24 protein-coding genes are annotated in these 23,913 nt (G+C 73.2%); 9 read left to right on the forward strand and 15 right to left on the reverse strand.

Annotated features, from left to right (window positions below; translation table 11 throughout):
* Positions 1 to 106 precede the first annotated feature (106 nt).
* On the forward strand, positions 107 to 1,540 hold the full coding sequence (locus KYT88_RS15080; RefSeq protein ID WP_370644842.1) for a CitMHS family transporter: 1,434 nt from the start codon (positions 107 to 109) through the stop codon (positions 1,538 to 1,540).
* A gap of 123 nt (positions 1,541 to 1,663) precedes the next feature.
* Here KYT88_RS15080 and KYT88_RS15085 read toward each other — a convergent pair whose 3' ends face one another.
* Together KYT88_RS15085 and KYT88_RS15090 are read right to left on the reverse strand one after the other, a co-directional pair.
* The gene (locus KYT88_RS15085) at positions 1,664 to 3,133 is read right to left on the reverse strand and encodes a DUF2079 domain-containing protein (protein WP_043583773.1); all 1,470 of its coding nucleotides are present in this window, start codon (positions 3,131 to 3,133) and stop codon (positions 1,664 to 1,666) included.
* 111 nt (positions 3,134 to 3,244) lie between these two features.
* Positions 3,245 to 3,676 (reverse strand): DUF5997 family protein, encoded by a 432-nt coding sequence (locus tag KYT88_RS15090; protein WP_043583771.1) that lies wholly within the window; start codon positions 3,674 to 3,676, stop codon positions 3,245 to 3,247.
* 103 nt (positions 3,677 to 3,779) lie between these two features.
* Between KYT88_RS15090 and KYT88_RS15095 the strand changes: the two genes are divergently transcribed.
* On the forward strand, positions 3,780 to 4,805 hold the full coding sequence (locus KYT88_RS15095) for a LysR family transcriptional regulator (RefSeq protein ID WP_043584164.1): 1,026 nt from the start codon (positions 3,780 to 3,782) through the stop codon (positions 4,803 to 4,805).
* Positions 4,806 to 4,835: 30 nt separating this feature from the next.
* Here the strand turns inward: KYT88_RS15095 and KYT88_RS15100 are convergent, their stop codons facing one another.
* On the reverse strand, positions 4,836 to 5,567 hold the full coding sequence (locus KYT88_RS15100; protein ID WP_043583769.1) for an SGNH/GDSL hydrolase family protein: 732 nt from the start codon (positions 5,565 to 5,567) through the stop codon (positions 4,836 to 4,838).
* Positions 5,568 to 5,727: 160 nt separating this feature from the next.
* Between KYT88_RS15100 and KYT88_RS15105 the strand changes: the two genes are divergently transcribed.
* Positions 5,728 to 6,048, forward strand: coding sequence for a hypothetical protein (locus KYT88_RS15105; protein WP_043583768.1), 321 nt, complete (start codon positions 5,728 to 5,730; stop codon positions 6,046 to 6,048).
* A 19-nt stretch (positions 6,049 to 6,067) separates the two neighbouring features.
* On the opposite strand, the gene KYT88_RS15110 is transcribed toward KYT88_RS15105, so the two are convergent.
* The 6 genes from KYT88_RS15110 to KYT88_RS15140 are packed head-to-tail and all read right to left on the reverse strand — an operon-like array spanning position 6,068 to position 12,639.
* Positions 6,068 to 7,303 carry an MFS transporter gene (locus KYT88_RS15110; protein ID WP_200871131.1) on the reverse strand — a complete coding sequence of 412 codons (1,236 nt, stop codon included), beginning with the start codon at positions 7,301 to 7,303 and terminating at the stop codon, positions 6,068 to 6,070.
* Positions 7,304 to 7,325: 22 nt separating this feature from the next.
* On the reverse strand, positions 7,326 to 8,222 hold the full coding sequence (locus tag KYT88_RS15115) for a prenyltransferase (protein WP_043583767.1): 897 nt from the start codon (positions 8,220 to 8,222) through the stop codon (positions 7,326 to 7,328).
* Positions 8,215 to 8,583 (reverse strand): lycopene cyclase domain-containing protein, encoded by a 369-nt coding sequence (locus KYT88_RS15120; protein WP_043583765.1) that lies wholly within the window; start codon positions 8,581 to 8,583, stop codon positions 8,215 to 8,217. Before KYT88_RS15120 ends, KYT88_RS15115 begins: the two co-directional genes overlap by 8 nt.
* Positions 8,580 to 8,924: a lycopene cyclase domain-containing protein gene (locus tag KYT88_RS15125; protein WP_043583763.1), complete on the reverse strand. Its 345-nt coding sequence runs from the start codon at positions 8,922 to 8,924 to the stop codon at positions 8,580 to 8,582. Before KYT88_RS15125 ends, KYT88_RS15120 begins: the two co-directional genes overlap by 4 nt.
* Entirely contained in the window at positions 8,924 to 11,572 is a 2,649-nt protein-coding gene (crtI, locus tag KYT88_RS15995) for a phytoene desaturase family protein (RefSeq protein WP_043583761.1), read from the reverse strand. The genes KYT88_RS15125 and crtI overlap by 1 nt, the downstream gene beginning before the upstream one ends.
* Positions 11,569 to 12,639, reverse strand: coding sequence for a polyprenyl synthetase family protein (locus tag KYT88_RS15140; protein ID WP_237583704.1), 1,071 nt, complete (start codon positions 12,637 to 12,639; stop codon positions 11,569 to 11,571). Before KYT88_RS15140 ends, crtI begins: the two co-directional genes overlap by 4 nt.
* Positions 12,640 to 12,683: 44 nt before the next feature.
* Between KYT88_RS15140 and idi the strand changes: the two genes are divergently transcribed.
* Together idi and KYT88_RS15150 are read left to right on the forward strand one after the other, a co-directional pair.
* A complete protein-coding gene (gene idi / locus KYT88_RS15145) occupies positions 12,684 to 13,265 on the forward strand; it encodes an isopentenyl-diphosphate Delta-isomerase (RefSeq protein WP_043583760.1) in 582 nt (193 codons plus the stop codon).
* Positions 13,266 to 13,351: 86 nt separating this feature from the next.
* The gene (locus tag KYT88_RS15150) at positions 13,352 to 14,107 is read left to right on the forward strand and encodes a class I SAM-dependent methyltransferase (RefSeq protein ID WP_051629207.1); all 756 of its coding nucleotides are present in this window, start codon (positions 13,352 to 13,354) and stop codon (positions 14,105 to 14,107) included.
* Between the two features lie 50 nt (positions 14,108 to 14,157).
* Here the strand turns inward: KYT88_RS15150 and KYT88_RS15155 are convergent, their stop codons facing one another.
* Together KYT88_RS15155 and KYT88_RS15160 are read right to left on the reverse strand one after the other, a co-directional pair.
* Entirely contained in the window at positions 14,158 to 15,036 is an 879-nt protein-coding gene (locus KYT88_RS15155) for a patatin-like phospholipase family protein (RefSeq protein WP_043583758.1), read from the reverse strand.
* A gap of 129 nt (positions 15,037 to 15,165) precedes the next feature.
* Entirely contained in the window at positions 15,166 to 15,750 is a 585-nt protein-coding gene (locus tag KYT88_RS15160) for a MarR family transcriptional regulator (RefSeq protein ID WP_237583705.1), read from the reverse strand.
* Between the two features lie 77 nt (positions 15,751 to 15,827).
* On the opposite strand from KYT88_RS15160, the gene KYT88_RS15165 reads away from it, so the two are divergent.
* Both KYT88_RS15165 and KYT88_RS15170 read left to right on the forward strand, forming a co-directional pair.
* Positions 15,828 to 17,903, forward strand: a complete 2,076-nt coding sequence (locus KYT88_RS15165; RefSeq protein WP_051629206.1) for an MMPL family transporter — start codon at positions 15,828 to 15,830, stop codon at positions 17,901 to 17,903.
* On the forward strand, positions 17,900 to 18,418 hold the full coding sequence (locus KYT88_RS15170) for a DIP1984 family protein (protein WP_051629205.1): 519 nt from the start codon (positions 17,900 to 17,902) through the stop codon (positions 18,416 to 18,418). Before KYT88_RS15165 ends, KYT88_RS15170 begins: the two co-directional genes overlap by 4 nt.
* A gap of 277 nt (positions 18,419 to 18,695) precedes the next feature.
* Here the strand turns inward: KYT88_RS15170 and KYT88_RS15175 are convergent, their stop codons facing one another.
* Positions 18,696 to 19,415, reverse strand: a complete 720-nt coding sequence (locus tag KYT88_RS15175; RefSeq protein ID WP_043583756.1) for an MmpS family transport accessory protein — start codon at positions 19,413 to 19,415, stop codon at positions 18,696 to 18,698.
* A gap of 73 nt (positions 19,416 to 19,488) precedes the next feature.
* Positions 19,489 to 20,607 carry an alanine dehydrogenase gene (gene ald / locus KYT88_RS15180; RefSeq protein ID WP_043583753.1) on the reverse strand — a complete coding sequence of 373 codons (1,119 nt, stop codon included), beginning with the start codon at positions 20,605 to 20,607 and terminating at the stop codon, positions 19,489 to 19,491.
* A gap of 167 nt (positions 20,608 to 20,774) precedes the next feature.
* Here ald and KYT88_RS15185 point away from each other — a divergent pair, with 167 nt between their 5' ends.
* A complete protein-coding gene (locus tag KYT88_RS15185) occupies positions 20,775 to 21,269 on the forward strand; it encodes an Lrp/AsnC family transcriptional regulator (protein WP_043583751.1) in 495 nt (164 codons plus the stop codon).
* Positions 21,270 to 21,273: 4 nt separating this feature from the next.
* Here the strand turns inward: KYT88_RS15185 and KYT88_RS15190 are convergent, their stop codons facing one another.
* Together KYT88_RS15190 and KYT88_RS15195 are read right to left on the reverse strand one after the other, a co-directional pair.
* A complete protein-coding gene (locus KYT88_RS15190; protein WP_051629204.1) occupies positions 21,274 to 22,431 on the reverse strand; it encodes a hypothetical protein in 1,158 nt (385 codons plus the stop codon).
* A 146-nt stretch (positions 22,432 to 22,577) separates the two neighbouring features.
* Complete coding sequence (locus KYT88_RS15195; RefSeq protein ID WP_043583749.1) at positions 22,578 to 22,991, reverse strand: winged helix-turn-helix transcriptional regulator; 414 nt, start codon at positions 22,989 to 22,991, stop codon at positions 22,578 to 22,580.
* Positions 22,992 to 23,071: 80 nt separating this feature from the next.
* Here KYT88_RS15195 and KYT88_RS15200 point away from each other — a divergent pair, with 80 nt between their 5' ends.
* The gene (locus KYT88_RS15200; RefSeq protein ID WP_043583747.1) at positions 23,072 to 23,878 is read left to right on the forward strand and encodes an NAD-dependent epimerase/dehydratase family protein; all 807 of its coding nucleotides are present in this window, start codon (positions 23,072 to 23,074) and stop codon (positions 23,876 to 23,878) included.
* Positions 23,879 to 23,913 lie beyond the last annotated feature (35 nt).

Genomic DNA, 23,913 nt, shown 5'->3' on the forward strand with positions numbered 1-23,913 from the left:
GCACAAGCGCGACGGGACGCGGACGCCCACCTAGCGTGTGGTGTTCAGCCGGGCGTCCCGCCCACCGACGAAGGAGTCACGCGTGCTGGTATTCCTGGGCTTCGCCATGGTCCTCACCTTCATGGCCCTCATCATGACCAAGCGGCTGACGCCCATGGTCGCCCTCATCCTCGTGCCGACGATCTTCGGCCTCTTCGCGGGAGCCGGGCTCGGCATCGGCGACATGGTGATCGAGGCGCTCGGCGACCTTGCTCCCACGGCCGCGCTGCTGATGTTCGCCATCATCTACTTCGGCATCATGATCGACGTCGGCCTCTTCGACCCGCTGGTGCGCCTCATCCTCCGGCTCGCGGGCGGCGACCCGGCGAAGATCGTGCTCGGCACGGCGATCCTCGCGGCCGCGGTCTCCCTCGACGGCGACGGATCCACGACCTTCATCGTCACCACGGCGGCCATGCTGCCCATCTACCGCAAGCTCGGGATGAGCCCGGTGGTGCTCACCTGCACGGCCGGCCTCGCGAACGGCACGCTCAACATCGTCCCGTGGGGCGGCCCGACCGTCCGCGCGGCGGCGGCCCTCAAGGTCTCGCCGACCGACATCTTCGTGCCGATGATCCCGTCGCTCCTCGTGGGCATCGCGCTCGTCATGATCTTCGCCTGGACCATGGGCCTCCGCGAGCGCAGCCGCCTGGCCGCGCTCGGCGAGGCGCGGGCCGAGGGCGGCCTCGACGCCGCGGGCGGCAGCGGGTCCGGGTCCGGCACCGGCGGATCCACGGGCGGCTCGGGCTGGTGGCGCGCCGGTCGCGGTGCCCCCGCGACCCCGCGCGGCGGCCTCATCACGATGGCCCCGTCGCTCGTCCGCGCCGAGACGGCTGCCGTCTCCACGCTCGGCACGACCATGCTCGACCCCGACCGCGAGACCCTGCGCCCGCGCATGATCTGGTTCAACCTCGGCCTCACGATCGTGGTGCTCGCGCTGCTGATCATGGACCAGCTGCCCCTCGCCTACGTCTTCATGGTCGGCGCCGCCATCGCGCTGATCTTCAACTTCCGCGACCTCAAGCACCAGGGCGAGCGCATCGCGGCGCACGCGCCCAGCGTGGTCGGCGTGGTCTCGATGGTGCTGGCTGCCGGCGTCCTCATCGGCGTGCTCAACGGCACGGGCATGGTCTCGGCGATGTCCGCGTGGCTCGTCACGATCATCCCGGACGCGCTCGGCCCCGGCCTCGCGGTCATCACGGGCGTGCTCAGCATCCCGATGACCTTCTTCATGAGCAACGACGCCTTCTACTACGGCATGCTCCCGGTGCTCGCGGAGAGCGCCGCGAACTACGGCATCGACCCCGTCGAGATGGCGCGCGCGTCCATCACCGGTCAGCCCGTGCACCTGCAGAGCCCGCTCGTGCCGGCGATCCTGCTGCTCGTCTCGCTCGCGGACGTGAACCTCGGCGACCACCACCGCAAGGTGCTGTGGCGGGCGGTGCTCGTGTCGCTCGCGATGCTCGCCGTGGGCGTGCTCACGGCGGTGATCCCGATCTGATCGGGAGCGCTCCGCGAGGGGCGCGCGCACGCGGAGGCCGGGCGGCTCGGGGGAGCGCCCGGCCTCCGCGCGTGCGGCGGGTCCGCCCGTCCGACGGGAGCCGCCTGGATCCGCCCGTGCGTCCTACTGGGTGCGACGCGCCACCTGGTACCCGGCGTCGGCGTAGACGATCTCGTAGGTCGTGCCCGCCTGCGTCGCCTCGCCGTACTGGTCGGCGTTGAGGGCGCCCTGGCCGAGGCCGCCGCCGAGGCTGTCGATCACGACGTACTGCGGCGCCGGGTTGCCCGGGTTGCCGAGCCAGTAGACCTCGTGGTCGTCGACGAGGTACGACATGAGGCCGATGTCGCTGAGGACGCTCGCGCCCGCCGGCACCTGGTCGAGCGCGGCCTGCGCCTGCGCGGCCCGCGGCGCCGGCTGCCAGATGGCGGGCTTCGTCAGCTCGGCCATGGGCGAGCGGAAGAAGAGGAGGACGGCGGCGATCGCGAGCACCGGCACGGTCGCGCGCGACGCCATGGCGAGCCAGTGCTGCCGGCCCGCGCGGGCGCGCACGATGCCGTCGATCGCGGCGGCGAACACGATCGGCATGAGCACCGCGTCGTAGTGGTAGCCGGGCCCCCAGTAGGCCTCGGTCGGCGAGAGGAAGCGCCAGGCGAGCGTCGGCACCACGAGCAGCAGCAGCGGCGAGCGCAGGGCGATCAGCGCACCCGCGAGGATCAGGAAGGCCACCGTCTCGAGCTTCGGCGCGACGAAGAGCCCCGCGATGGTGCCGAAGGGATCCGCGAGCGCGCCGCCCGCGTCGAGCTTCGACGCGTAGTCCCAGCGGGCCTCGCGGTTGAAGGCCGGGAGGATCACGGTGGTCGCGAGCACGAACCACGCGACGCCCCAGCCGGCGAGCGCGACGCCGATGCGGCGGTCCATAGTGAGCGCGATGATCGCGCCGAGCACCGCGACAGTGAGGCCGAGGTCCTCCTTCACGAACACGAGCGGCACGGCCCACGCCGCGGCGGCCATCGCGCGGCGGGCGATCACGGCGTCGAGCGCGAAGGCCAGCAGCGGCAGGGCGAACGCGATCTCGTGGAACTGGAACGCGACCGCGCCCTGGATCCCCCAGCTCAGCCCGTACGCGGCCGCCACGACGATCGCGCCCCACCGGCCGACCACGCGACCGGCCATGCGCCCGACGCCGACCACCGAGATCCCGATGAGGACGGCCTGCACCACGAGCAGCGCGAACGCGTGCGGCCACACGGCGTAGACCGGGCCGAGCAGCACGAGGATCGGGTGGAAGTGGTCGCCCAGGAGGTTGAAGCCGTCGCCCTTGATGGACACGAGCGGCGCCTGGAGGCGCGAGTAGTCCTGCGCGAGCTGCGTGAAGATGCCGAGGTCCCACGACTTCACGGTGAAGCGGCGCCACTCGAGCGCCGAGTAGAGCACGTAGACGACGGTGACGAGCGCCGCGACGACGATGGAGCCGACCGTGCCGGGGACGCGGGATCCGGTGATCGGTGCGGGGACGGCCGTCGCGGGATCCGGCTCGGCGGATGCGTCGTCGGCGGCGTGGCGGCGGCGGGCCGTGTCGTTCGTGCGGGTCACGGCATCAGGGTCTCACGCGGGGCCGGGTCCGCGGCGGCGGGATCCCCGGCATCATCCGCTCAGGGCCGGTCGACCGGGGAACGCGAGAGCGCGCGGGGGATGCGGGTCGGCTCAGCGGCGCGCGCCGCCGGCACCGTCCTGGCGCTCGCGCTCGGCGGCCATGGCTGCGCGGCCGGCGTCGCGGTTCTTCACGCGGATCTGCTCCTCGCGCACCTCGGCCTGCGTCGCGCGCTCCTGCACGAGCCACTGCGGCGGGGCCTGCAGCAGCTCCTTGATCTGGGCGGTGGTGAGGGCCTCGTCGACGCCGCCGCGGGCGAGGCCGGCGATGGAGACGCCGAGCTTGCCGGCGATGACCTGGCGCGGGTGCGGGCCGTCGCGGAGCAGCGTGGCGAGCCACTCGGGCGGGTTCGCGGTCATCTCGGCGAGCTCCGCGCGGGACGGGGTCGACTCCTGGAACTCCACGGGGGTCGCCGGGAGGTGCACGCCCAGCTTCTTCGCCGCGGTCGCGGCCTTCATCGTCTGGCTGGATCCGGGGCTCGTCATGCCCCCAGGGTACCGTCGGGGCCCCGGGCGCCCTGCACTAGCCTGGATCCGACCCGCCGCCGCTCCGCGTGCCACCACCGTGCGGGCCATCGAGGGGACTCCCGTGGACGCCGACCCGACCGCCCTCCGGCACTTCGCCGCCGTCGCCGACGAGCTGCACTTCGCCCGCGCCGCGAAGGCCCTCAACGTCTCGCGCATCGCCGTGAGCCGCTCGATCCTCGACCTCGAGGCGCTCTGGGGCGTCGAGCTGTTCGTGCGCGACGACGGCCCCACGCGGCTCAGCCCCGCGGGCGAGGACCGGCTCGTCGAGGCCCGCGCCACGATCGCCGCGGACGACGCGCGCCTGGCCGAGGAGGCAGCAGCGCCGCCGCGCGGTCTCGTCGTCGCGATCGTGCCGGGCGTCACCGTCGCGAAGTGGACCCGCGCCTGGGACGAGCGCGTCGCCGACGTGCCGCTGCGGGTCGTGCCGCTCGCCGAGCCCGACGCGGCGCCCGCCCTGGTCGACGGATCCGCGGACGTCGCGTTCCTGCGCCTCCCCGTCGACGGCCGCGGCCTCACGATCGTGCCGCTCTACGGCGAGGTGCAGGTCGCGCTCCTGCCGAAGGACCACGCGCACGCCACGGCCGACGCGATCTCGATCGCCGACCTGGCGGATGACCTGCTCCTGCAGCCGGCCGAGCAGGTGCCGGGCTGGCCCGGGCGCACCGCGGGCGCGGATCCCGTGCCGATGCCCGAGGACGTCGCCGCGGCCGTCGAGCTGGTCGCCGCGGGCGTCGGCTTCGTGGTCGTGCCGCACGCGCTCGGCCGGCTGCACGCGCGCAAGGACGTCGTCGCGGTGCCCGTCCACGACCTGCCCGAGACGCGGATCGCCGTGGCCTGGCGCGAGGGCGACGCCTCCCCCGACATCGAGGAGCTCGTGGGCATCGTCCGCGGACGCACGGCCGCGAGCTCGCGTTCGCAGCGGGACGACGACGAGCGCGACCACAGGAAGCCGACAGCCGCGCAGAAGACCGCGCGCAAGGCCGCGGGGAAGCCGGGCACCGCGGGTGCCGCGGGCGCGAGGAAGCCGACCCCGAAGGGCGGCGGCAAGCGCACTCCCCCGCCGCGCGGCCAGCGGCGCGGGCGCTAGGGACACGAGCGGACGGATCCGCGGGGCGGCTCAGGCCCCGGCGCGCCCCGCCTGCAGGTCGGCGATCACGCGGCCCACGTGCTCGCCCCAGCGGCGGTACATGGAGGAGTAGCGGAACTCGCCGCCCTCGAAGTCGACCGGGCCCGCATCCGGCAGCGTCACCGACGTGACCTGCGGGAAGCGCGCGCAGACCTCGGCCTTGCGCTGCGACAGGTACATGGCGTGATCCCGGAACAGGCCCCGCACGAACGTGCCCGCCTGCACGTACTGCGACACCTGCGGCACGTCCGAGACGAGCACGATCGAGTTGTCGGCGGTCTGCTCCACGAGGTGGTCGAGCAGGTCCTCGAGGCGATGGACCCACGGCGTGATGCGGGCGAGCTCGAGCGCGTCGGCGACCCCGGGCATCACGAGCACGACGTCGTAGCGGTGCAGCTCGGTGATCTGGTGGACGGCCTCCTGCGTGGCCGTGATGTGCTGGTCGGCGAGCGGGACGGTGCGCCACTCGACGCCGCGGCCCGTGATCGCGGCGAGCGCCTTCGCCGACTGCGCAGCCACGCCCTCCGCGTGCGTGCGCAGCCCGACGCCGGATCCGCCGATGCCGCCGAGCGCGAGGACGCGGTCCGGATCCGGCCCCGGAACCACGCCGACGGGCGCGTCCGTGGGCACGGCCGCGGTCAACGGCGTGGGGATGCCGCCGCGCAGGCCGGCCGCCACGAAGGGGCGCACCGTCTGGTGCAGGAGGCGGATCGGCGGTGACATGGGCTCCAGGGGATCGCGGGGCGTCCGACCATCATGCGCCGACCGCTCGCGGACCGCGCGCAGACCAGGTCCCGACCACCCCCGTGTCGGACGCACAGCCTATCGTCGTCCACGAGCACGGCCGGGTGCTCGCGCCCCCGTCCTGACACCTGGAGCACCGATGACCCGCGAGCCCGAGCCCCTCATCCACCACCCGCACGCGCGCTACCACCAGGGCGCCTGGCGCGTGCAGGTCGCGTCGCAGCCCGTGCTCGGCTACGTCGTGCCGACCGCGCGCACGGCTGGTGCGGGTCCCGTCTTCGAGATCTACGCCGACGCGGTCGACGACTCGGGCCGCCGGGTCTGGGTCTCCACCGCGGTCACGCTCGAGGACGCCGTGGCGTGGATGCGCGAGCACGACATGGAGCTGCTCTCCTTCGCGGGCGAGCACGCGCGCCGCCGCCGAGAGCTCGCCATCGGCATGCTGCCGACGCACTACTGAGCGGGATCCGTCACCCGGCTCACGGCGCGGGCGGCGCGGGGAGCCGCCCGGTCCGCCGCGCGATGCCGGAGACCACCGGCTGCGCGAGGGCGAGCACCAGGCAGAGGGCGCCGAGCGCATCCCACGTGCCGGATGCGTGCAGCCGCGCGATGAGCTGCGTCCCGAGCAGCGGCCCCACCATCGCGGCGATGCCCCAGCTGATCCCGTAGGCCGACAGGTAGCGGCCGCGCGCGGAGGCGGGCGCGATGGCGGCGACGAGCGCGGTCGCGCGGCCCAGCAGGATCAGGTCGCCGATGCTCCAGACCACGGTCGCCGCGACGAGCCCGGGGAGGTCGGCCGCCTGCCCCACCAGCGCGAAGCCGGCGCCGAGGAGCACGAAGCCGGCCGACATCGCCGCCGTGCTCCCGAGGCGGGACACGGGACCGCGCGTCAGGAGGGGCTGTCCGAGCACGATCGTGAGGGCGGAGACGGCGAGCAGCACGCCGAGCGACGACGGGCCGATGCCCCGCTCGGTCAGCGTCAGCGGGAGGGCGACGTCGATCTGCAGGTAGAGCACCGCGAACCCGGTGCCGCTGGCGAGCATCGCGAGCAGCAGCGGGTCGCGCCACGGGCTGCGCGCGGCGGGCGCGGGCGCATCCGCCGTCGGCTCCGCGGCCACGGCGGTCGGGCGCCGCCGCAGCCCGACGAGCACGAGGGCGGCGCAGGCCAGACAGCTCACCGCGTCCGCGACGAACAGCAGGCGCAGGTCGACCCCGCCCAGGATCGCCGCGAGGACACCGGCGAGCACACCCGCCACCGCGAGCGCCGCACCGTACAGCCCGAACGCGGCCACCCGGTCGCGGTCTCCCGTCACGAGATCCGCGACGAGCGCCTGCGACGGCGGCTCGTACAGCTCGAACGCGAGGCCGAGCAGCACCGCCGCGACCGCGGCCGTCGCGACGCCCGGAGCCGCGGCCAGCATCAGCTGGAAGCAGGCGGTGAGCGTCAGGCCGATGACGATGGTGACCCGACGGCCGATGGCGTCGGCGAGGAGCCCGCCGAGGATCCGCGACGGGATCGTGGCGGCCCCGAACAGCGCGACCACGAGGCCGGCCATCGCGAGCGAGGCCCCGAGGTCGACGGTGAGCACGACCGTGAGGAACGGCAGCGTGAAGGCACCGAGCCGGTTGACGGCCCGGGCGAGGACGAGGATCCGCACCTCGGCGGGGAGGCGCCGCCAGGTCCCGACCCGGCCGCCGCCAGCCCTCGCGTCCACCCGCGCTCCCCCGCCGCCGTCGTCAGGGGTTCGTGAGCCAGTACGCGATGAGGAGCATCGTCACCACGAAGCCGGACAGGAAGTTGAGGCCGAGGAAGCGGCGCCAGCCGCGGTTCGCGTCGCCCGCGTCCTCGTCGCGGATCGACCAGAACGGCGCGGTGCTGAGGATGTACGGGATCACGAGCACGGCCGCGACGATCCCCGGGAACCCCGTGACGAGCATCGCGACCCCGGACGCCGCGTACGCGAGCACGGCGATCCGCACGGTGACGGCGCCACCGAGCACGGTCGCGATGGAGGAGATGCCGCCCTCGCGGTCGGCCACGATGTCCTGCACGGCGCCGAACGCGTGCGACGCGACCCCCCACAGGAAGAACGCGGCGAGGATCGCCCACAGCGCGGGCGTGAACACGCCACCCGCGAGCACGATGCCGTAGACCGCGGGAGAGGTGAAGTGCGTGCTCGACGTGAGCGAGTCGAGCACCGGCCGCTCCTTGAAGCGCAGGCCCTTGAGCGAGTACGCGACCACCGCGAAGACGCTCACGGCGAGCACGGCGACGCTGGCCGCGGATCCCACGGCCACGAGGTAGACGAGGAACGGCACGTTCGTGACGAGCACCGCGATGAGCACGGGCCGGTGCATGGCCCGCGCGAGCACCGCGCCCTCCACGCCGCCCTTCCGCGGGTTCCGCATGTCGGACTCGTAGTCGAAGACGTCGTTGATGCCGTACATCGCGAGGTTGTACGGGATGAGGAAGTAGATGGTGCCGAGGATCGCGGTGAGGTCGAGCTCGCGGGTGACCGTGAGGTACGCGGCCGCGAACGGGAAGGCCGTGTTCACCCACGAGAGCGGGCGCGACGAGAGCGCGATGGTGCGCAGCATCTCCGCGGCGCCCGGCCGGGCCCGCACGTCACTCATGCGCTTCGATGCCGGAGACGCTGCGGCGGCGACGCAGCAGGTACCAGACCGCGGGCAGCAGCACGAGCGCGGCGATCGCGTAGGCGAAGTCCTCGATGGGCGCGTAGCCGAGGATGAGGCCCACCAGCTTGTCGTCGTCGTAGCCGACGAGGCCCACCTTGATCATGATGTTGTCGAAGATCAGGGTCATGACGAGCACGATCACGATGGGCATCCGCCGGTACCAGTAGTACTCGGGGTAGTCGAAGCGGCTGGATCCGTAGGGCACGGCGTTCGCCTCGCGGAGCAGCAGGCGGCGGAACAGGAACCCGACGATCGCGACCGGGATCAGGAACAGCAGGTCGAGCACGAGGTAGCTCATCGGTTCGCGCGCTCCCTCGCCCGGGCGACGTGGTGGTCGGCGAGGCGGCTGAACCCGTTGACGAGGTTCATCGTGAGGTAGCAGAGCAGCGCGAGGAAGAAGACCTCCTCGAGCGGCAGCTCCGGGCCCACGAGGATCCCCGTCATGAACGGCGTCTCCCCGCGGAAGAAGATGCCCTGCGAGATGCCCGCGATGTCCCACAGCAGGAAGAACGCGACGCCGATGAGCAGGGTGCCCGCCGCCGCCGTGCGGTCGCGCCAGAAGAACAGGCGCCAGCGCCGGTCGATGAGCATCATGCAGCCGAGCGCTCCGAGCAGCAGCACCAGGTAGACGAGGCCCATCAGACCACCGGGCGGCCGACCGTGCGCACGAGCGGCACGGCTCCGGGGCCGGTCGACGTGTCGCCGCGGAGGCGCTTCACGAGGATCTCCGCGCTGATGAGGCACATGGGCAGGCCGATGCCGGGGATGGTGGATCCGCCGGCGTAGTGCAGCCCGTCGACCTTCTTGCTCGTGTTGCCGGCGCGGAACATGGCCGACTGCGTGAGCGTGTGGGCGGGACCGAGGATGGTGCCCTTCCACGAGTGCAGGTCGGCGGCGAAGTCGCCGGGACCCGAGGTGCGGCGGAGGACGATGCGCTCGGCAAGGTCGGGGATGCCGGCCCAGTCGCTGATCTGCTGGATGGCGCGGTCGGCGATCTCCTCGACGCGCGGGTCCCCGGCGCCGTCGATGCCGCCGCGGCCGATGGTCGGGTCGGCGGGGATGGGCACGAGGATGAAGACGTTCTCGTGGCCGTCTGGCGCGACGGAGCCGTCGGTGGCGCTGGGCTTGCAGACGTAGATGCTGGCGGGATCCGGCACCGAGGTCGTGCCGCCCTTGGGCGGGAAGATGCGGGAGAAGTTCTCGTCCCAGTCCTCCGTGAACAGCAGCGTGTGGTGGTGCAGCTCGGGCAGCTCGCCCTCCACGCCGAGGTACACGAGCACGGCGCCGGGGCCGGCGGTGGCCTTGTCCCAGTACGCCTGCGGGTAGGTGCGGAACGCCTCGGGGATGAGCTCGGTCTCGGTGTGGTGCAGGTCGGCGGTGGAGACGACCACGTCGGCCTGGAGCGTCTCGGTGCCGGCGGCTGTCGTGATCTGCACGCCACGTGCCCGCGCCCTGCCGGCCTTCGTCGGCTCGGTGAGGATGCGCGAGACGGGCGCGCCCGTGCGGATCTCGACGCCCTCGGCGCGCGCGACCCGCTCGATCGCGTCGATCACGGTGATGAGGCCGCCCTGCGGGTAGAGCACGCCGTCCTCGAGGTCGAGGTGGCTCATCAGGTGGTACATGCTCGGCGCGAGCTTGGGCGACGAGCCGAGGAAGACGGCCGGGTAGCCGAGGATCTGGCGGAGGCGCCGGTCCTTCACGTAGCGCGCGACGTGCGTCTCGAGCGGCGTGAGCAGCAGCTTCCCGAGCGTGCCCGTGCGGGTGACGACGTCGCGCTTCAGCAGCGGCCGGTAGTCGGCGAAGGTCGTGTAGAGGAACCGCTTCTTCGCGACCTCGTAGACGTCCTTCGCGGAGTCGAGGTAGCGGGCCATCGCGGGGCGGGATCCGGGCTCGACGCTCTCGAACAGGTCGAGGTTCGCCTCGCGGGAGTCGCGGATGTCGATGGGCTCGGGATCGCCCTCGAACAGCACGCGGTAGCCGGGGAGACGGACGAGGTCGAGCTGCTCGGCCGCGCTCGTGCCCAACAGACGGAAGAAGTGGTCGAACACCTCGGGCATGAGGTACCAGCTGGGGCCGAGGTCGAAGCGGAAGCCGTCCTTCTCCCAGGATCCGGCGCGGCCGCCGACCTCGTCGCGGCCCTCGACGAGGGTGACGCGGTAGCCGTCGCGGGCGAGGAGCGACGCGGAGGCGAGGCCGGCGATCCCGCCGCCGATCACGATGGCGGTGGGTGCGGTCATGGCGCTCTCCTGCTGCTCGGGGTCGGACGGGGCGGGCTGGGTCGGCGCGGGACGGGATGCGGGTGCCGGTCGGGCTGCGGGCGCCGGCCGGGCCGCGTGCGCGCGGGGTCCGCGGGAGCGGCGCACCAGGCGGCCGTCGACGCCGGACGGCTCGGCGCCCGACGCGGCGGCGAGCGCGATGCGGGCCTTGACGGGATCCGGCACCCGCACGCGCGTGCGCACGAGCTCGGACGCCGGGGTGTCGCGCAGGCGCACGGCGAGCTCCGCGAACAGGCCCTGCGCGAGCGCGACGGCGCGGCGGCTGGAGGCGGGGAGGTCGGGGATCACGGCGCCGGACATGCGGAGGTCGTGGTCGATGTCGTCGAGGATGCGCTCCTTGTCGGCCTCCGAGAAGGTCGCGACGTCGACGCCGGGGAAGTAGCTGCGGCCGAGCGCGCCGTGGTCGGCGGCGAGGTCGCGCAGGAAGTTGACCTTCTGGAACGCCGCGCCCAGGCGCTTGGCGCCCTCCTCGAAGCGGATCCGCTCCGGTCGCGTCGTGGCGTGGCCGACCAGGAACGCGCGCAGGCACATGAGGCCGACGACCTCGGCGGATCCGTAGACGTACTCGGTGAAGGACGCGGGCGTGTGCTCCATCCGACGCAGGTCCATGCGCATGGACGCGAAGAACGGCGCGGTCAGCTCGGCGCCGAAACCCGCGCGGCGGGCGGTGATCGCGAACGCGTGCACGACGAGGTTGGTGCTGTAGCCGCGGAGCATCGCGTCCTCGGTCTCCTGCTCCAGCGCATCCAGCAGGGCCTCGACGTGCGCGGGATCCACGCCCGCCCCGGCCGCGGCGCCGTCGACGATCTCGTCGGCCACGCGCACGAGCGCGTACACGTTCTCGATGTGCTGGCGGACGTCGGGGCCGAGCAGGCGCGACGCGAGCCCGAAGGAGGTGGAGTAGCGGCGGATCACGACCGAGGCCGTCTCCTGCGCCACGCGGTCGTACTTCTCGAGGCCCGTGGGCGCCTCGGGGGCGGCGGGCCGGCGGCCGGGCAGGCGACGCGTCATCGGATGCGCCCGAGCACGGACTCCGCGACGGGCGCGAGCTCCCGGCGGAGCGCCTCCGGCACGACCGGGTCGTCGAGGCGCGCGACGGCCGCGACCGCGAGGTCCCGCGCGACGCCCTCGGCGTAGGCGCGGGCGCCCGAGCTCTCCAGCACGGAGCGCACGAGCGCGGCCTCGCCGCGGGAGAGGTCGTCCTTGCCGACGAGCGCGCTGATCTCGCCCCACTCCGACGAGCGGACGGCGTGCGCGATGAGCACCGTGCGCTTGCCCTCGCGCAGGTCGCCGAGGTTGGTCTTGCCGGTCTCCTGCTCGTCGCCGAAGACGCCGAGCACGTCGTCGACCACCTGGTAGGCGATGCCGATGTCGCGGCCGAAGTCGCCGAGCGCCGCGACGATCTCCGGACGCGCGCCCGCGAGCACCGCGCCCGCCTGCAGCGGCGCCTCGAACGAGTAGACGGCGGTCTTCAGGCGCTCCATGCGGAGGATCTCGTCGACGCTCGGCACGTCCGCGGTGAGCGAGAACTCGACGTCGATGAGCTCGCCCGCGGCCGACGCGAACACGGCGTCGTCGAGGATCTCCATGAGGTGCGACCGCGTGAGGTCGCGCACGCCGCTCGCGTCGATCAGGCGGTAGGCGTTGACGAGGGCGAGATCCCCCGCGATGACGGCGGCCGACATGCCGCGGTGCTCGGCGAGCGGCTGGGGCAGGCCCTGCGTGGTGGCGATGTCGCGGTAGGCGCCGGAGACGTTGGGTCCGCCGCGCCTCGTGAAGTCGCGGTCGATGACGTCGTCGTGGACGATGAGCGCGGTGTGGAGCATCTCGAACGCGGCGCCGACGTGGGCCGCGGCCTTCGTGTCCTCGCCGCCGAGGCCGTCGTACGCGGCCATGACCATGCGGGGACGGAAGCGCTTGCCGCCGGCGGTGTTGGACTCGAGCGTGCGCCACAGCTTCACGTACTCGTCGCCCATGACCTCCGCGCGGACGAGCGAGCGGGCGAAGAACGCATCCAGCACGCCGTTCACATGGGCCTGCCTCGATGTGGAGACGGCAGCGAGGTTGGTGGCGTCCACGGATGAAACCTAACATCGTGGGGGTAACGGAAAGCAGGGAGCGCATGCCACAGCACACCGAGCTCGTCGTCCTCTTGGATGACGACGGCGAGACCATCGGGACGGCGCCGAAGGCGACGGTCCACACCCGCGACACCGCGCTGCACCTCGCGTTCTCGTGCCACGTCTTCGACGCGGAGGGTCGGATCCTCGTCACGCGCCGGGCGATCGGCAAGCTCACCTGGCCGGGCGTCTGGACCAACTCGTTCTGCGGCCACCCCGCACCCGACGAGGACATGCTCGAGGCCGTGCACCGCCGCGCCGAGCAGGAGCTGGGCCTGACGCTCTCGTCGGTCGAGCTCGTGCTGCCCGACTTCCGCTACCGCGCGACGGATGCCGCGGGCGTCGTCGAGAACGAGATCTGCCCCGTGTTCCGGGCGATCGCGGCCACGCCGGTGGATCCGCGGCCCGAGGAGGTCGGCGAGTACCAGTGGGTGGATCCCGAGGAGCTCATCCCCGCGGTCGCCCACACGCCGTGGGCCTTCAGCCCGTGGCTCACGCTGCAGCTGCCGCTGCTGTACCCGGAGCACGCGGCGCACGCGGGGCTCGCGGATGCGGACGCCGAGGCCGCGGTGCCCGCCGCCTGATCCGCCCGCATCCTCGGGGTCGGCACCGCACCGCTCGCTGTGGGCCACCGGCCCGAGGGCGCGGTCGTCGCCCGTAGCCTCCGCAAGTGGAATCCGAATCGGCGCGCAAGACCCGGGTCCGTCCCTTCTACGCGTCGCGGGCCGACGCCTACGACGCGATCGTGAGCACACCCGTTGAGGGCTGGATCGACGAGATCCGCGCGCATCGCGCGAGCGGCTCCCTGCTGGACGCGGGATGCGGCACCGGCCGCCATGCCGAAGCGCTTGCCCGGGCGGGATTCGAGGTCGAGCTGGCGGATGCCTCGCCGACCATCCTCGCGGTGGCGCGGACGCGCAACCCGGGGATCCGCGCGCACCTCGCGGACATCTGCACGATGGACCTGGGCCGGCGGTTCGACGTCGTCGCCTGCCGGGGCGTGCTGAACGACATGCTCGCGGATGCCGAGCGCTCCGCGGCCGTCGAGCGGCTCGCCGCCCACGTGGCGCCCGGCGGCGTGCTGGTGCTCGACGTGCGCGACCGCGACGCCACCCGCGATCGTGCAGGCAGCACGACCACATCGGAGGGCGCGCTGCCGGACGGACGCACCGTCCGGTTCCGCAGCAGCACGACCTGGGCGGATCCGCTGGTGCGCGTGACCGAGCTGCACGAGATCCTCACGCCCGGGGCGCCGACCGAGGCCGAGCCGTACGACTTCGCCATGCGTCCCTGGACGCGCCCGGAGCTCGTGGACGCGCTCGGCGCGGCGGGCCTGGTCGACGTCGCGATCGCCACGGCAGCGCATCGGCCGTCCGGCGATCGGCTGGTCGCCGTAGGACGTCGCCCGCTGACGCCGGAAGGCTGAGGGGCCCGGCCGCGATGCGCGGCCGGGCCCCTCGTCGTGGTACGGCGGGATCAGCCCCAGAAGGCGCGGATCTCGTCGGCGAGCCGCTCGCCCTGGCGGCGGCCCGCCTCGGCGGAGGCCTTCCGGGTCGAGAGCAGGAGCGAGTTCTCGCCGAACGCCGCCGTGCTCTCGGCGTCGGCCTGGATCACGAGCACGTCGGCCCGTCCGCGCAGCTGCTGCACGACGGTCGAGAGCGTCGGGCCCATGCCGCTCTGCGGGGCCTCGGGGCCGCACGCGATGACGAGGATCCGCTCGTGGTCGGCGACGACGTCGGCGTTCGTGCCGGAGCGCATGCCGCCGTCCATGTAGGGGCGGCCGTCGATGGTGACGGGCGGGAAGACGCCGGGCACGGCGCAGCTCGCGGCGGACGCGCGCACGAGGTCGGCGCCGGAGGCCTTGTCGAAGACGGTGAAGCGGCCGGTGCCGGCGTCGACGGCGGTGATGCGGAGATCCTGCTCGGGCCAGTCGCGGATGGGCAGCAGCTGGCCGATGCGCTCGACGCTCGCGGCGTCGTCCACCTCGGGGTCGTACTCCTCGAGCGCGAACTCGCCGATCTTCTGACGCGTGGGGATCTCGCCCGCGGTGCTCACGACGCCCTCGCCGATGACCTCGATCGTGCGGGAGAGGTCGCGGCTGCCCATCGGCTCCGCCATGCCGGCCACGTCGACGAAGTGCTCGTCGTAGGCGGCCTGGATGGCGCCCGCGCGCAGGTTGATCGCGACGACGGAACCGGCCGACGTGCCGACGACCGTGTCGGCCGCGCCCACGTCCACGCCCGCCGCGATGAGGCCCGAGAGGAGGCCGGTCTCCCATGCGATGCCGGCGACGCCGCCGCCGCCGAGCACCAGTCCCCGCGTCGGCGTGGTCGTGTCCCGCTCGGTGCCGGTCATGGTCCTCCTCTTCCGCGCGCCCGGAGGCACGCGTGCGCGTCGTGGTGGTGGTTGATGCGGCTCCATCATCCCCGAACACGGTGGACGCCGGCCGAGCGCGGGGTGCACGGGCGGTGGACGCGGTGAGGCTCAGCGCGCGGCGGGCGGATCCGCGACGGATGCGGACGCGACGTGGCCGGCGGGACCCGCTGCCGCCTCCCGGTAGACCTCGCGCACCTCCCCGAGGAACCGGGTCACGGCGGCGCGCTCCTCGGCGGTCAGGGCGTCGGCCGCGCGCGCGACGCCGCCGATCATGGGCATGAGCTCGGCCATGGCCCGGCCGACGGAGGCCGGCCGTGGGACCACGACGACGCGGCGGCGGTCGTGCGGGTGCGGGCGCCGGTCGACGTGGCCGACCTCGACGAGCCGGTCCACCACGAGCGTGGCCGCCGCGGTGGTGATCCCGAGGCGTCCCGCGAGCTCGGTGGGCGACAGCGATCCCTCCTGGATGAGGTGCTCCATCGCCTTCACGTCGGTGGGGTTGACCTCGAGCACACCGCCGAGCCGGCGCTCGAACCCGGCGGCGAGGCCCAGCACGTCGCGGAGGATCCGGCCGAGCTCGCCGGCCGCGCCCGCGTCCGCGGGGACGCCCGCGCCGGGGGCGGGCAGGGCCACGGCGGCCGCCGCCAGAGCGGCGGGCGCGTCCGCATGGGGGCGGGGACGGCGTCGGGGCATGAGGGCATCGTACGCTGCGGGTAGCTAAGCCACTTGACCATCAGTAGGCTGACGATCACCGCACCCCTGGAGGACCCGTGAGATCCATCGCCCGCTTCGTCAGCGCCCGCCGCACCGCCTGGATGGCGCTCGTCATCGCGGCCGCCGCCGTCGCCGCCCTGTTCGCCTTCCTGCCGAAGGGCGAGGCCGACGCCTTCCCGCCCTCCGGCCTGCCGGACTCGAGCCAGGCGAAGCAGGTGAGCGAGCTGCTCGAGCGGTTCCCGAGCGCCGACACGACCGTGGGGATCCTCGTCTTCAGCCGGGATGGCGCCGCGCTCACGGACGCCGACACCGCCGCGATCGCGCAGCGCGCCGCCGCCCTGGCCGCCGACTCGATCGCCCCGCAGGCCGTCGTCCCGCAGCTCAGCGATGACGGGCGCGCGGCGCTCGTCGCGGTGCCGCTCGACGCGTCGGAGGCCGCCGACGACGTCGCCGGGACGGCCGAGACGCTCCGCACCACGGCGGCGGACGGACTGCCGGACGGGCTCGTCGCGCAGCTCACCGGCCCGGTCGGCTTCCAGGCCGACATCTCGAACGCGTTCGCGGGCGCCGACTTCCGGCTCCTGCTCGTGACGGTGCTGGTGGTCGCGGTGCTGCTCATCGTCACGTACCGCAGCCCCGTGCTCTGGATCGTCCCGCTCGTCGTGGTCGGCGCGGCCGACGGACTCGCCCGCGTGGTCGTCACGGCGCTCGCGGATCCGCTCGGCATCACGATCGACGCCTCCATCGGCGGGATCCTCTCGGTGCTGGTCTTCGGCGCCGGCACGAACTACGCGCTGCTGCTCGTCGCGCGCTACCGCGAGGAGCTGACGCGCCAGGAGGACCGCCACGCGGCGATGCTCACGGCGGTCACGAGCGCGGGACCCGCCATAGCGGCGAGCGGCGGCACGGTCGCGCTCAGCCTGATCACGCTGCTGCTCGCCGAGCTCTCCGGCAACCGCGCGCTCGGGTTCGCGTGCGCGATCGGCGTGCTCATCGCGATCGCCGCCGCCCTGCTCGTGCTGCCCGCGGCCCTCGTGGTCTGCGGGCGCGGCCTCTTCTGGCCGTTCATCCCGCGCGCCGGGACCGACGCCGACCACGGCGGGAAGCCGGGCGTGTGGCGGCGGCTCGGCCTCGGGGTCCGGCGTCGCCCGGCGGTCGTGGCCGTCGTCGCCCTCGCCGGCGTCGGCGTGCTCGCGCTCGGCCTCGTCGGCGCGCGGGTCGGCCTCTCGCAGACGGACCAGCTTCTCGGCGACCCCGAGTCGGTCGCGGCCCAGGAGGTCGTCGACGCCTCGTTCTCCGCCGGCCTCACGGCGCAGACCGTCGTGCTCGCACCGGACGCGGTGGCCGACGACGCGGTCGCCACGGCCGAGTCCGTCCCCGGCGTCGCGGGCGCCCGGGCGGGCGAGTCGGCGGAGGGCCGCACGCGCATCGACGTGCAGCTCGACGCCGAGCCCGAGAGCGCCGCGGCCTTCGCGGCCGTGCAGGACCTCCGCGACGCCTACGCGGACGCGCCGGGCGCCGAGTCTACGACGCTCGTCGGCGGCAGCGACGCGACCGCGGCCGACACGGCCGCCTCCTCCGAGCGGGACCAGGGGCTGATCATCCCGATCATCCTGGCCATCGTGTTCGTGATCCTCGGCCTGCTCCTGCGTTCGCTGGTGGCCCCGGTGATCCTGATCGCGAGCGTGCTGGCGACGTTCTTCGCGAGCCTCGGCGCCGCGAACGTGCTGTTCCAGCAGGTGCTCGGCTTCCCCGCGTTCGACGCGAACGTGGTGCTGTTCGCGTTCCTCTTCCTGGTGGCGCTGGGCGTCGACTACAACATCTTCCTCGTCACCCGGGCGCGCGAGGAGCGGCGCCTGCACGGCACGCGCGAGGGCATGGTGCGGGCGCTCGCGTCGACCGGCGGCGTGATCACCAGCGCGGGCATCCTCCTCGCCGCGGTCTTCGCGGTGCTCGGCGTGCTGCCCGTGGTCGCGCTCACGCAGATCGGCGTCATCGTCTGCATCGGCGTGCTCCTCGACACGCTCGTGGTGCGGACGCTGCTCGTGCCGGCGCTGGTCTTCCTGCTGGGCGACCGGTTCTGGTGGCCGTCGCACCGAGGCGCGCGGCACCGTGAGACGGTGGACGCATGAGACTCGCCGAGGCGCTGATGGAACGGTCCGACCTGCAGAGGCGCATCGAGTCGTTGCGGAGCAGGATCCAGGCGTCGGCCCGGTACCAGGAGGGCGAGGATCCCGCGGAGGACGCCGCCGCGCTGCTCGCCGAGGCGGGCGAGACCGTCGACCGGCTCGCGGCGCTCGTGACGCGGATCAACCTCACCAACACGGCCGCCCGCCTCGACGACGGCACGGCCCTCACGGCGGCGCTCGCCCGGCGGGATGCGCTGCGGACGCAGCACGGGATCCTCACGGCCGCGGCCGATGCCGCCTCCGGTCGGGCAGGCGCGAGCGGCGCCGGCTACGCGCCGCGGCAGATGCGGAGCGAGCTGCGGCAGATCGCGGCGCTGCCGATCCGCGAGGTGCGCGACCGAGCCGACGACACGGCGCGCGAGCTCCGGGAGCTCGACGCCCGGATCCAGCGCGCGAACTGGGAGGTGGAGCTGGTCGAGGAGGTCGACGGGCAGGAGGTCGATGGGCAGGAGGCGTAGGGGCGAGTCGGTAGTCGTCCGGAGCGGGCACACCCCGGCGGATCAGCGGGCAACCTGATCCCCTGTGGCGCGGAGGGCAGCGCACCCGGCGAGAGCCGAGCACACGTCAGCCCCGCACCTCGCACCGGGAACGGTGCACGGGTACAGCTCACCACCACGTGCCGGTCGGACGACGAGGGCGGGTTCGGGGACCTCGCCCCCCATGATGCGGGCCCGGTGCGATGCGCGCCGGGCCCGTCGTCGTGCGATGCGCGATCCGTCGTGTCGGCGCGCGGTGTCAGCCAGCGGCCGCGCGCACCTCGGCGGCCGTCACGACGCACGCCGCGCGCGCGTTCGCGCCGCTCGACGTCTGCTCGGTGACGACGGCGCCGTCCACGAGGATCCGGCAGGTCAGGTCCCCCGCCTCGGCGCTTCCCGTGCCGACGAGGATCAGCCGCTCGTCGTCGAACTCGCTGCCGCCCGGGAGGACGACGTCGCGCGTGAACGGCAGCGGCTGATCTGCGGCCTCGTCCGCGCTGAAGACCTCGCCGAGGCGGTCGGACCACGCGGCGCTCACGGTCGGGACGGTGCCCGTCAGCTCGTAGGAGACGGTCACGTCGTCGGCGGTGGCCCCGTCGTCCGGCGACCCCGTGCCCTGCGGCTCGGGCATGGGCACCGGGCTCGCCGACGAGCGCGACTCCTCCACGGCGTCGCCGATGACCGAGGCGATGCCCACCGTGTAGACGATCGCGAGCACGATCGAGAGGATCAGCGCGACCACGCTGAGGATGAGGCCGCCGAGCGCCGTGCCCTTGGGCCGGTCCCTGAGGAGCAGGCCGATGATCCCGAGCACGATGCCGACCATCGCGAGGAACCCGGACGCGTAGTTGACGAGCGGGATGACCGACCCGACGAGCGACACGATGCCGACGATGAGCGCGGCCAGACCGACGCCGTTCGACGTCCTCCGCTCGCGCGGCGGGGTCGATTCGGGCTCGGGCGCGTAGCGGAAGGTCATGCATCGACCCTGCCAGGGAGGCGGGCGGATCCGGCCGTCGCGGGATCACGATCGCGCGACGGCCGGGCGCGCGTCAGGCGGCGAGCACCTCGGCGACCGGCGTGAGCGGCAGGTCGAGCGCCGCCGCGACGTGCGAGTTCGTCACGTGCCCGTCGTGCACGTTGAGGCCGAGGGCGAGCGCCGGATCCTCCGCGAGGGCCCGCTTCCAGCCCTTCTCGGCGAGCGCGATCACGTACGGCAGCGTCGCGTTCGTGAGCGCGCGCGTGGAGGTCTCCGGCACCGCGCCCGGCATGTTGGCGACGCAGTAGTAGACGCTGTCGTGCACCGCGAAGGTGGGGTCGTCGTGCGTGGTGGGGCGGGATCCCTCGAAGCAGCCGCCCTGGTCGATGGCGATGTCGACGAGCACGGACCCCTTCTTCATGGTCGCGACCATCGCGTCGGTCACGAGCTTCGGGGCCTGCGCGCCGGGGATGAGGACCGAGCCGATCACGAGGTCGGCGTCCTTCAGCTGCGCCGCGATCTCGTACGCCGAGGAGACGCGCGTCTGCACCTGCCCGCCGAAGCGGTTCTCGAGGTCGCGGAGGCGCGGGATGGAGAGGTCGATGATCGTGACGTCCGCGCCCATGCCGAGCGCGTTCGCGGCCGCGTGCTCGCCCGCGACGCCGCCGCCGATCACGACGACGCGCGCCTTCGGGGTGCCGGGCACGCCGCCGAGGAGGATCCCGCGCCCGCCGGCCGCGCGCATCAGGTGGTACGCGCCGACCTGGGTGGAGAGCCGGCCGGCGACCTCGCTCATCGGCTGGAGGAGCGGCAGCTGGCGGTTGGGGAGCTGCACCGTCTCGTAGGCGATGGCCGTGGTGCCGGAGGCGACGAGCGCGTCCGTGCAGGGCCGCGACGCGGCGAGGTGCAAGTACGTGAAGAGGGTCTGGCCCGGGCGCATGCGCGGGTACTCCTCGAGAATCGGCTCCTTGACCTTGAGCAGCAGGTCCGCCGCGCCCCACACCTCGTCGGCCGTCGCGACGATGGTCGCGCCCGCCTCGACGTAGTCGGCGTCGGTGATGCTGGATCCGAGCCCCGCGCCCTCCTGCACGAGCACCTCGTGGCCGCGGCGCACGAGCTCGTGCACGCCCGCGGGCGTCGCGGCGACCCGGTTCTCGTTGTTCTTGATCTCGGTGGGGATCCCGACCTTCATGCGCGTGCTCCGTCTCGTCTCCCCGCGAGGTGCGGCCGGCGGCAGCGATGCGGGAGGGCGAGACTCATGGTGGCCATCGTGCGTTTCGAGCGCGTGAAATCCGTAGGATCGTCGGCGACGGCCGCTCGATCCGCGTGATCGTGCGCCCACCAGCCGAGGAGGACCGGATGCCGACGAAGGAACTGCGGACGCCCGAGCCGCTCGACGCGATCGACCGGAAGCTCGTGGCCCTCCTCCGGGCCGACGCGCGCACCCCGAACAGCCGCCTCGCCGAGCAGGCGGGCATCGCGCCGTCGACGTGCGTGACCCGCGTGCGCGGCCTCGTGGAGCGCGGCGTGATCACCGGCTTCACCGCCACGATCGACGCGGATGCGGTGGGCGTGGGCCTGCAGGCGCTCATCAGCATCGCGATCCGCGCGGGCGCCCGCCACGAGATGGCCGCGTTCGCGTCCGAGATGCGCGAGCTCGCCGACGTCGTGCAGCTCTTCTTCCTCGGCGGATCCGAGGACTTCATCCTCCACATCGCCGTCCGCGACAGCGACCACCTCCGCGACTTCGTGCTGAAGCACCTCTCGGCGCACCCGGCGGTGGCCTCGACCCGCACGAGCGTGGTGTTCGACCACCACCATTCGGGTCCGGCGGTGGGGGATCCGGCGAGCTAGCGCGCTAGACGATCGGCGACGGCTCCGGCACATCCGCGGTAGGGCTTCCGCATCGGGCGCGGAGCTCGTCGACTATCGCCTGCTCTCGCGGGTTCACGGCCCCGTTGATGGAGGCGACGCGCTCAGCGACACCCAGGAGATCGGTGAGATCCCCTTCCTCGGCATCGATGCGACGCCACACGTCGGCTGGCTCGATCTCGACCAGCTGAGCGAGTTGTTCGTCGATGACGCCGTGGTCATCGCGGACGACCCGCACGAGGTGCTTCATGAGCAGCGCTTCATCATCAGCGATCTTCTTGTCCGCCATGATGACCAGCCAGGTCACCCAGAGAGCCAACTGAGGATGGCGGCTGCGCGCGCTCAGCCCGCCGGCCATCTCGATGACACGAGCCTCGTTCCGGAATACGGAGCGCGCGTGGCGCCCTGCGATCAAGGTCGAATAGCGGTTCAGCACCACCGCCACGGGAACGCCGATCAGCGGGATGCCGATCTTGATCACGTTGCGCTGCAGGAGGAACTTGCCGACGAACGGGAGCCCCTTGGCGGCATTGAGCACGCCCTTCGAGTAGAAGCGCTTGAGCACGGGCCGCACGAGGACAGGAACGCCCTTGGCGACGCCTTCTCGCAACGCTTCGCCGCCCTTGATCGTGAAGGCCACTCGAATGAGCTTCCAGAGGTCGGCGGGATCGGACAGATCCAGCGGGATTCGGTACAGCACGGCGACGTCGTAGGCCAAGCGCAGCTGCAGCTGAGTGAGAAACGCCACGTCGACCATCACGGTCACGATGGCGGCCGGTACGGTCGCAGGCGACGCGCCCCCGAGGGACCCGATCGTGGCGGCGATGGCTGCCGTATACGCGCTCGCCGAAAGCCCGCCCTCGAGTGCCGCATATCGCGACGCCATCTTGATGCGCTGGTCGACGATCCCGTCGGCGGGGACGCCCTGATACTTCTCCTGGAAGTACTGCCAGGTGGCCTTCTCCGTGTAGGAGCCCAAAGCGTGGGCAGCGAGCTTCTCGAACCAATTGCCGGACTTGATGTCGTCGCCACTCAGGCTTGTGACGAAGTCGCGCAGCTTGTCCTGTTCCTCCTGGACGTCGGCGCGGATCGCGGGGTCCGCGGGCTCCTCGGGGTCGAGCGCTTCGGTCGACGTATCGGCCATGACGGAGTCTCCTAGGGATCGGGTGTCCCGTCAGGCTGGCAGAGACGTGACCTCATTGATGCCCCTCGAACGGGACGGCAGCCTCAGCCGCAAGTGAGCGAGTGGCAGCCTCAGCTGTCTAGCGCGCTAGACGTCCGCACCGTCGCTCAGCGGATTCCGTGCCCCGGGTGCTCCACGTCATAGCGCTCGCGCGACTCCGCGATCCCCGCGCGCTCCGCGAGCGCCCAGTCGGCGAGGGCCTTGACGAGGTGCGTGAGCCGGCTGCCCGACGGCGTGAGCGCGTACGAGACCTGCGCGGGCACCGTCGGGAAGACCGTGCGGGTGACGAGGCCGTCGCGCTCGAGCCGCCGGAGCGTGAGCGTCAGCATGCGCTGCGAGATCCCCTCGACGGCACGCTGGAGCTCGCGGAACCGCCGCTCCCCCGACGCCAGCTCGACGACGACCATCACCGACCAGGTGTCGCCGACCCGGTCGAGCACGTCGCGGATCCCGCAGTCGGGGTGGTCCTCGCGGCCGCAGGGCTCGAGGTCGGCGGCCACCGCGGTGTGAGTGAGTGACACGGAAGTGCCTCCTTGTGAGAGATCGGGGGTCGCAGCACGCTCGGTGACGTCACCGAATCCGAACCACGAGAGGTGGATCCATGATCCTCGTCACCGGCGCCACGGGCCAGCTCGGCTCCGCCATCCTCCAGCACCTCCGCACGATGGGAACGGATGCGATCGGCAGCAGCCGCTCCGGTGCCGACGGGATGCGGCGGATCGACCTCGACGACCCCGCGACCGTCTCCTTCGCCGGCGTCGACACCCTGGTGCTCGTCTCGGCGGGCGAGGCCGAGGACGATGTCGTGACCGCGCGGCACGACGCCGCGATCACGGCGGCCGAGCGCGACGGCGTCAGCCACGTGATCTACACGAGCGTCGCGGCGGAGGGGGATCACCTCGCCTTCGCGCTCGCGCACCGCTGGACCGAGCGGCGCCTCGCCCGCACCCGCGTGCCGTCGACCGTGCTGCGGAACGGCCTGTACGCGGAGCTGTTCGGCGCGCTGCTGACCTGGCGCGGATCGCGGCTGGATTCGGCATTCGGGGACGGCGCCCTCGCGGCCGTCGCGCGCGGGGACCTCGCGGAGGCGGCGGCCGTGGTCGCCCGGGCTCCAGAAGCGCACGCGGGCCGCCGGTACGACCTCGTGGGGCCGGCGATCACGGCCGCCGAGGTGGCCGAACGCGTGGGTGTGCCGCTCGACCGTCTCGACTTCGCCGCCCGGCGCGCGTCCTACGTGGACGCCGGTCTGAAGCCGTTCCAGCCCGCGATGCTCATGTCGATCCATACGGCCGTGCGGCACGGGTTCCTCTCCGAGACGAGCGACGACCTGGCGATGCTGCTGGGCCGCGCGCCCATGGATGCGGTGCAGGTCGCGGCCGATGCGGCGTCTGCGGCGCGGCCTGCCTAGCAGCGCGACTCCGACCGAGCGACGACCACGGGCGA

It is taken from the genome of Clavibacter sp. A6099 (assembly GCF_021919125.1).
In the GTDB taxonomy this organism is placed as follows: Bacteria; Actinomycetota; Actinomycetes; order Actinomycetales; family Microbacteriaceae; genus Clavibacter; species Clavibacter seminis.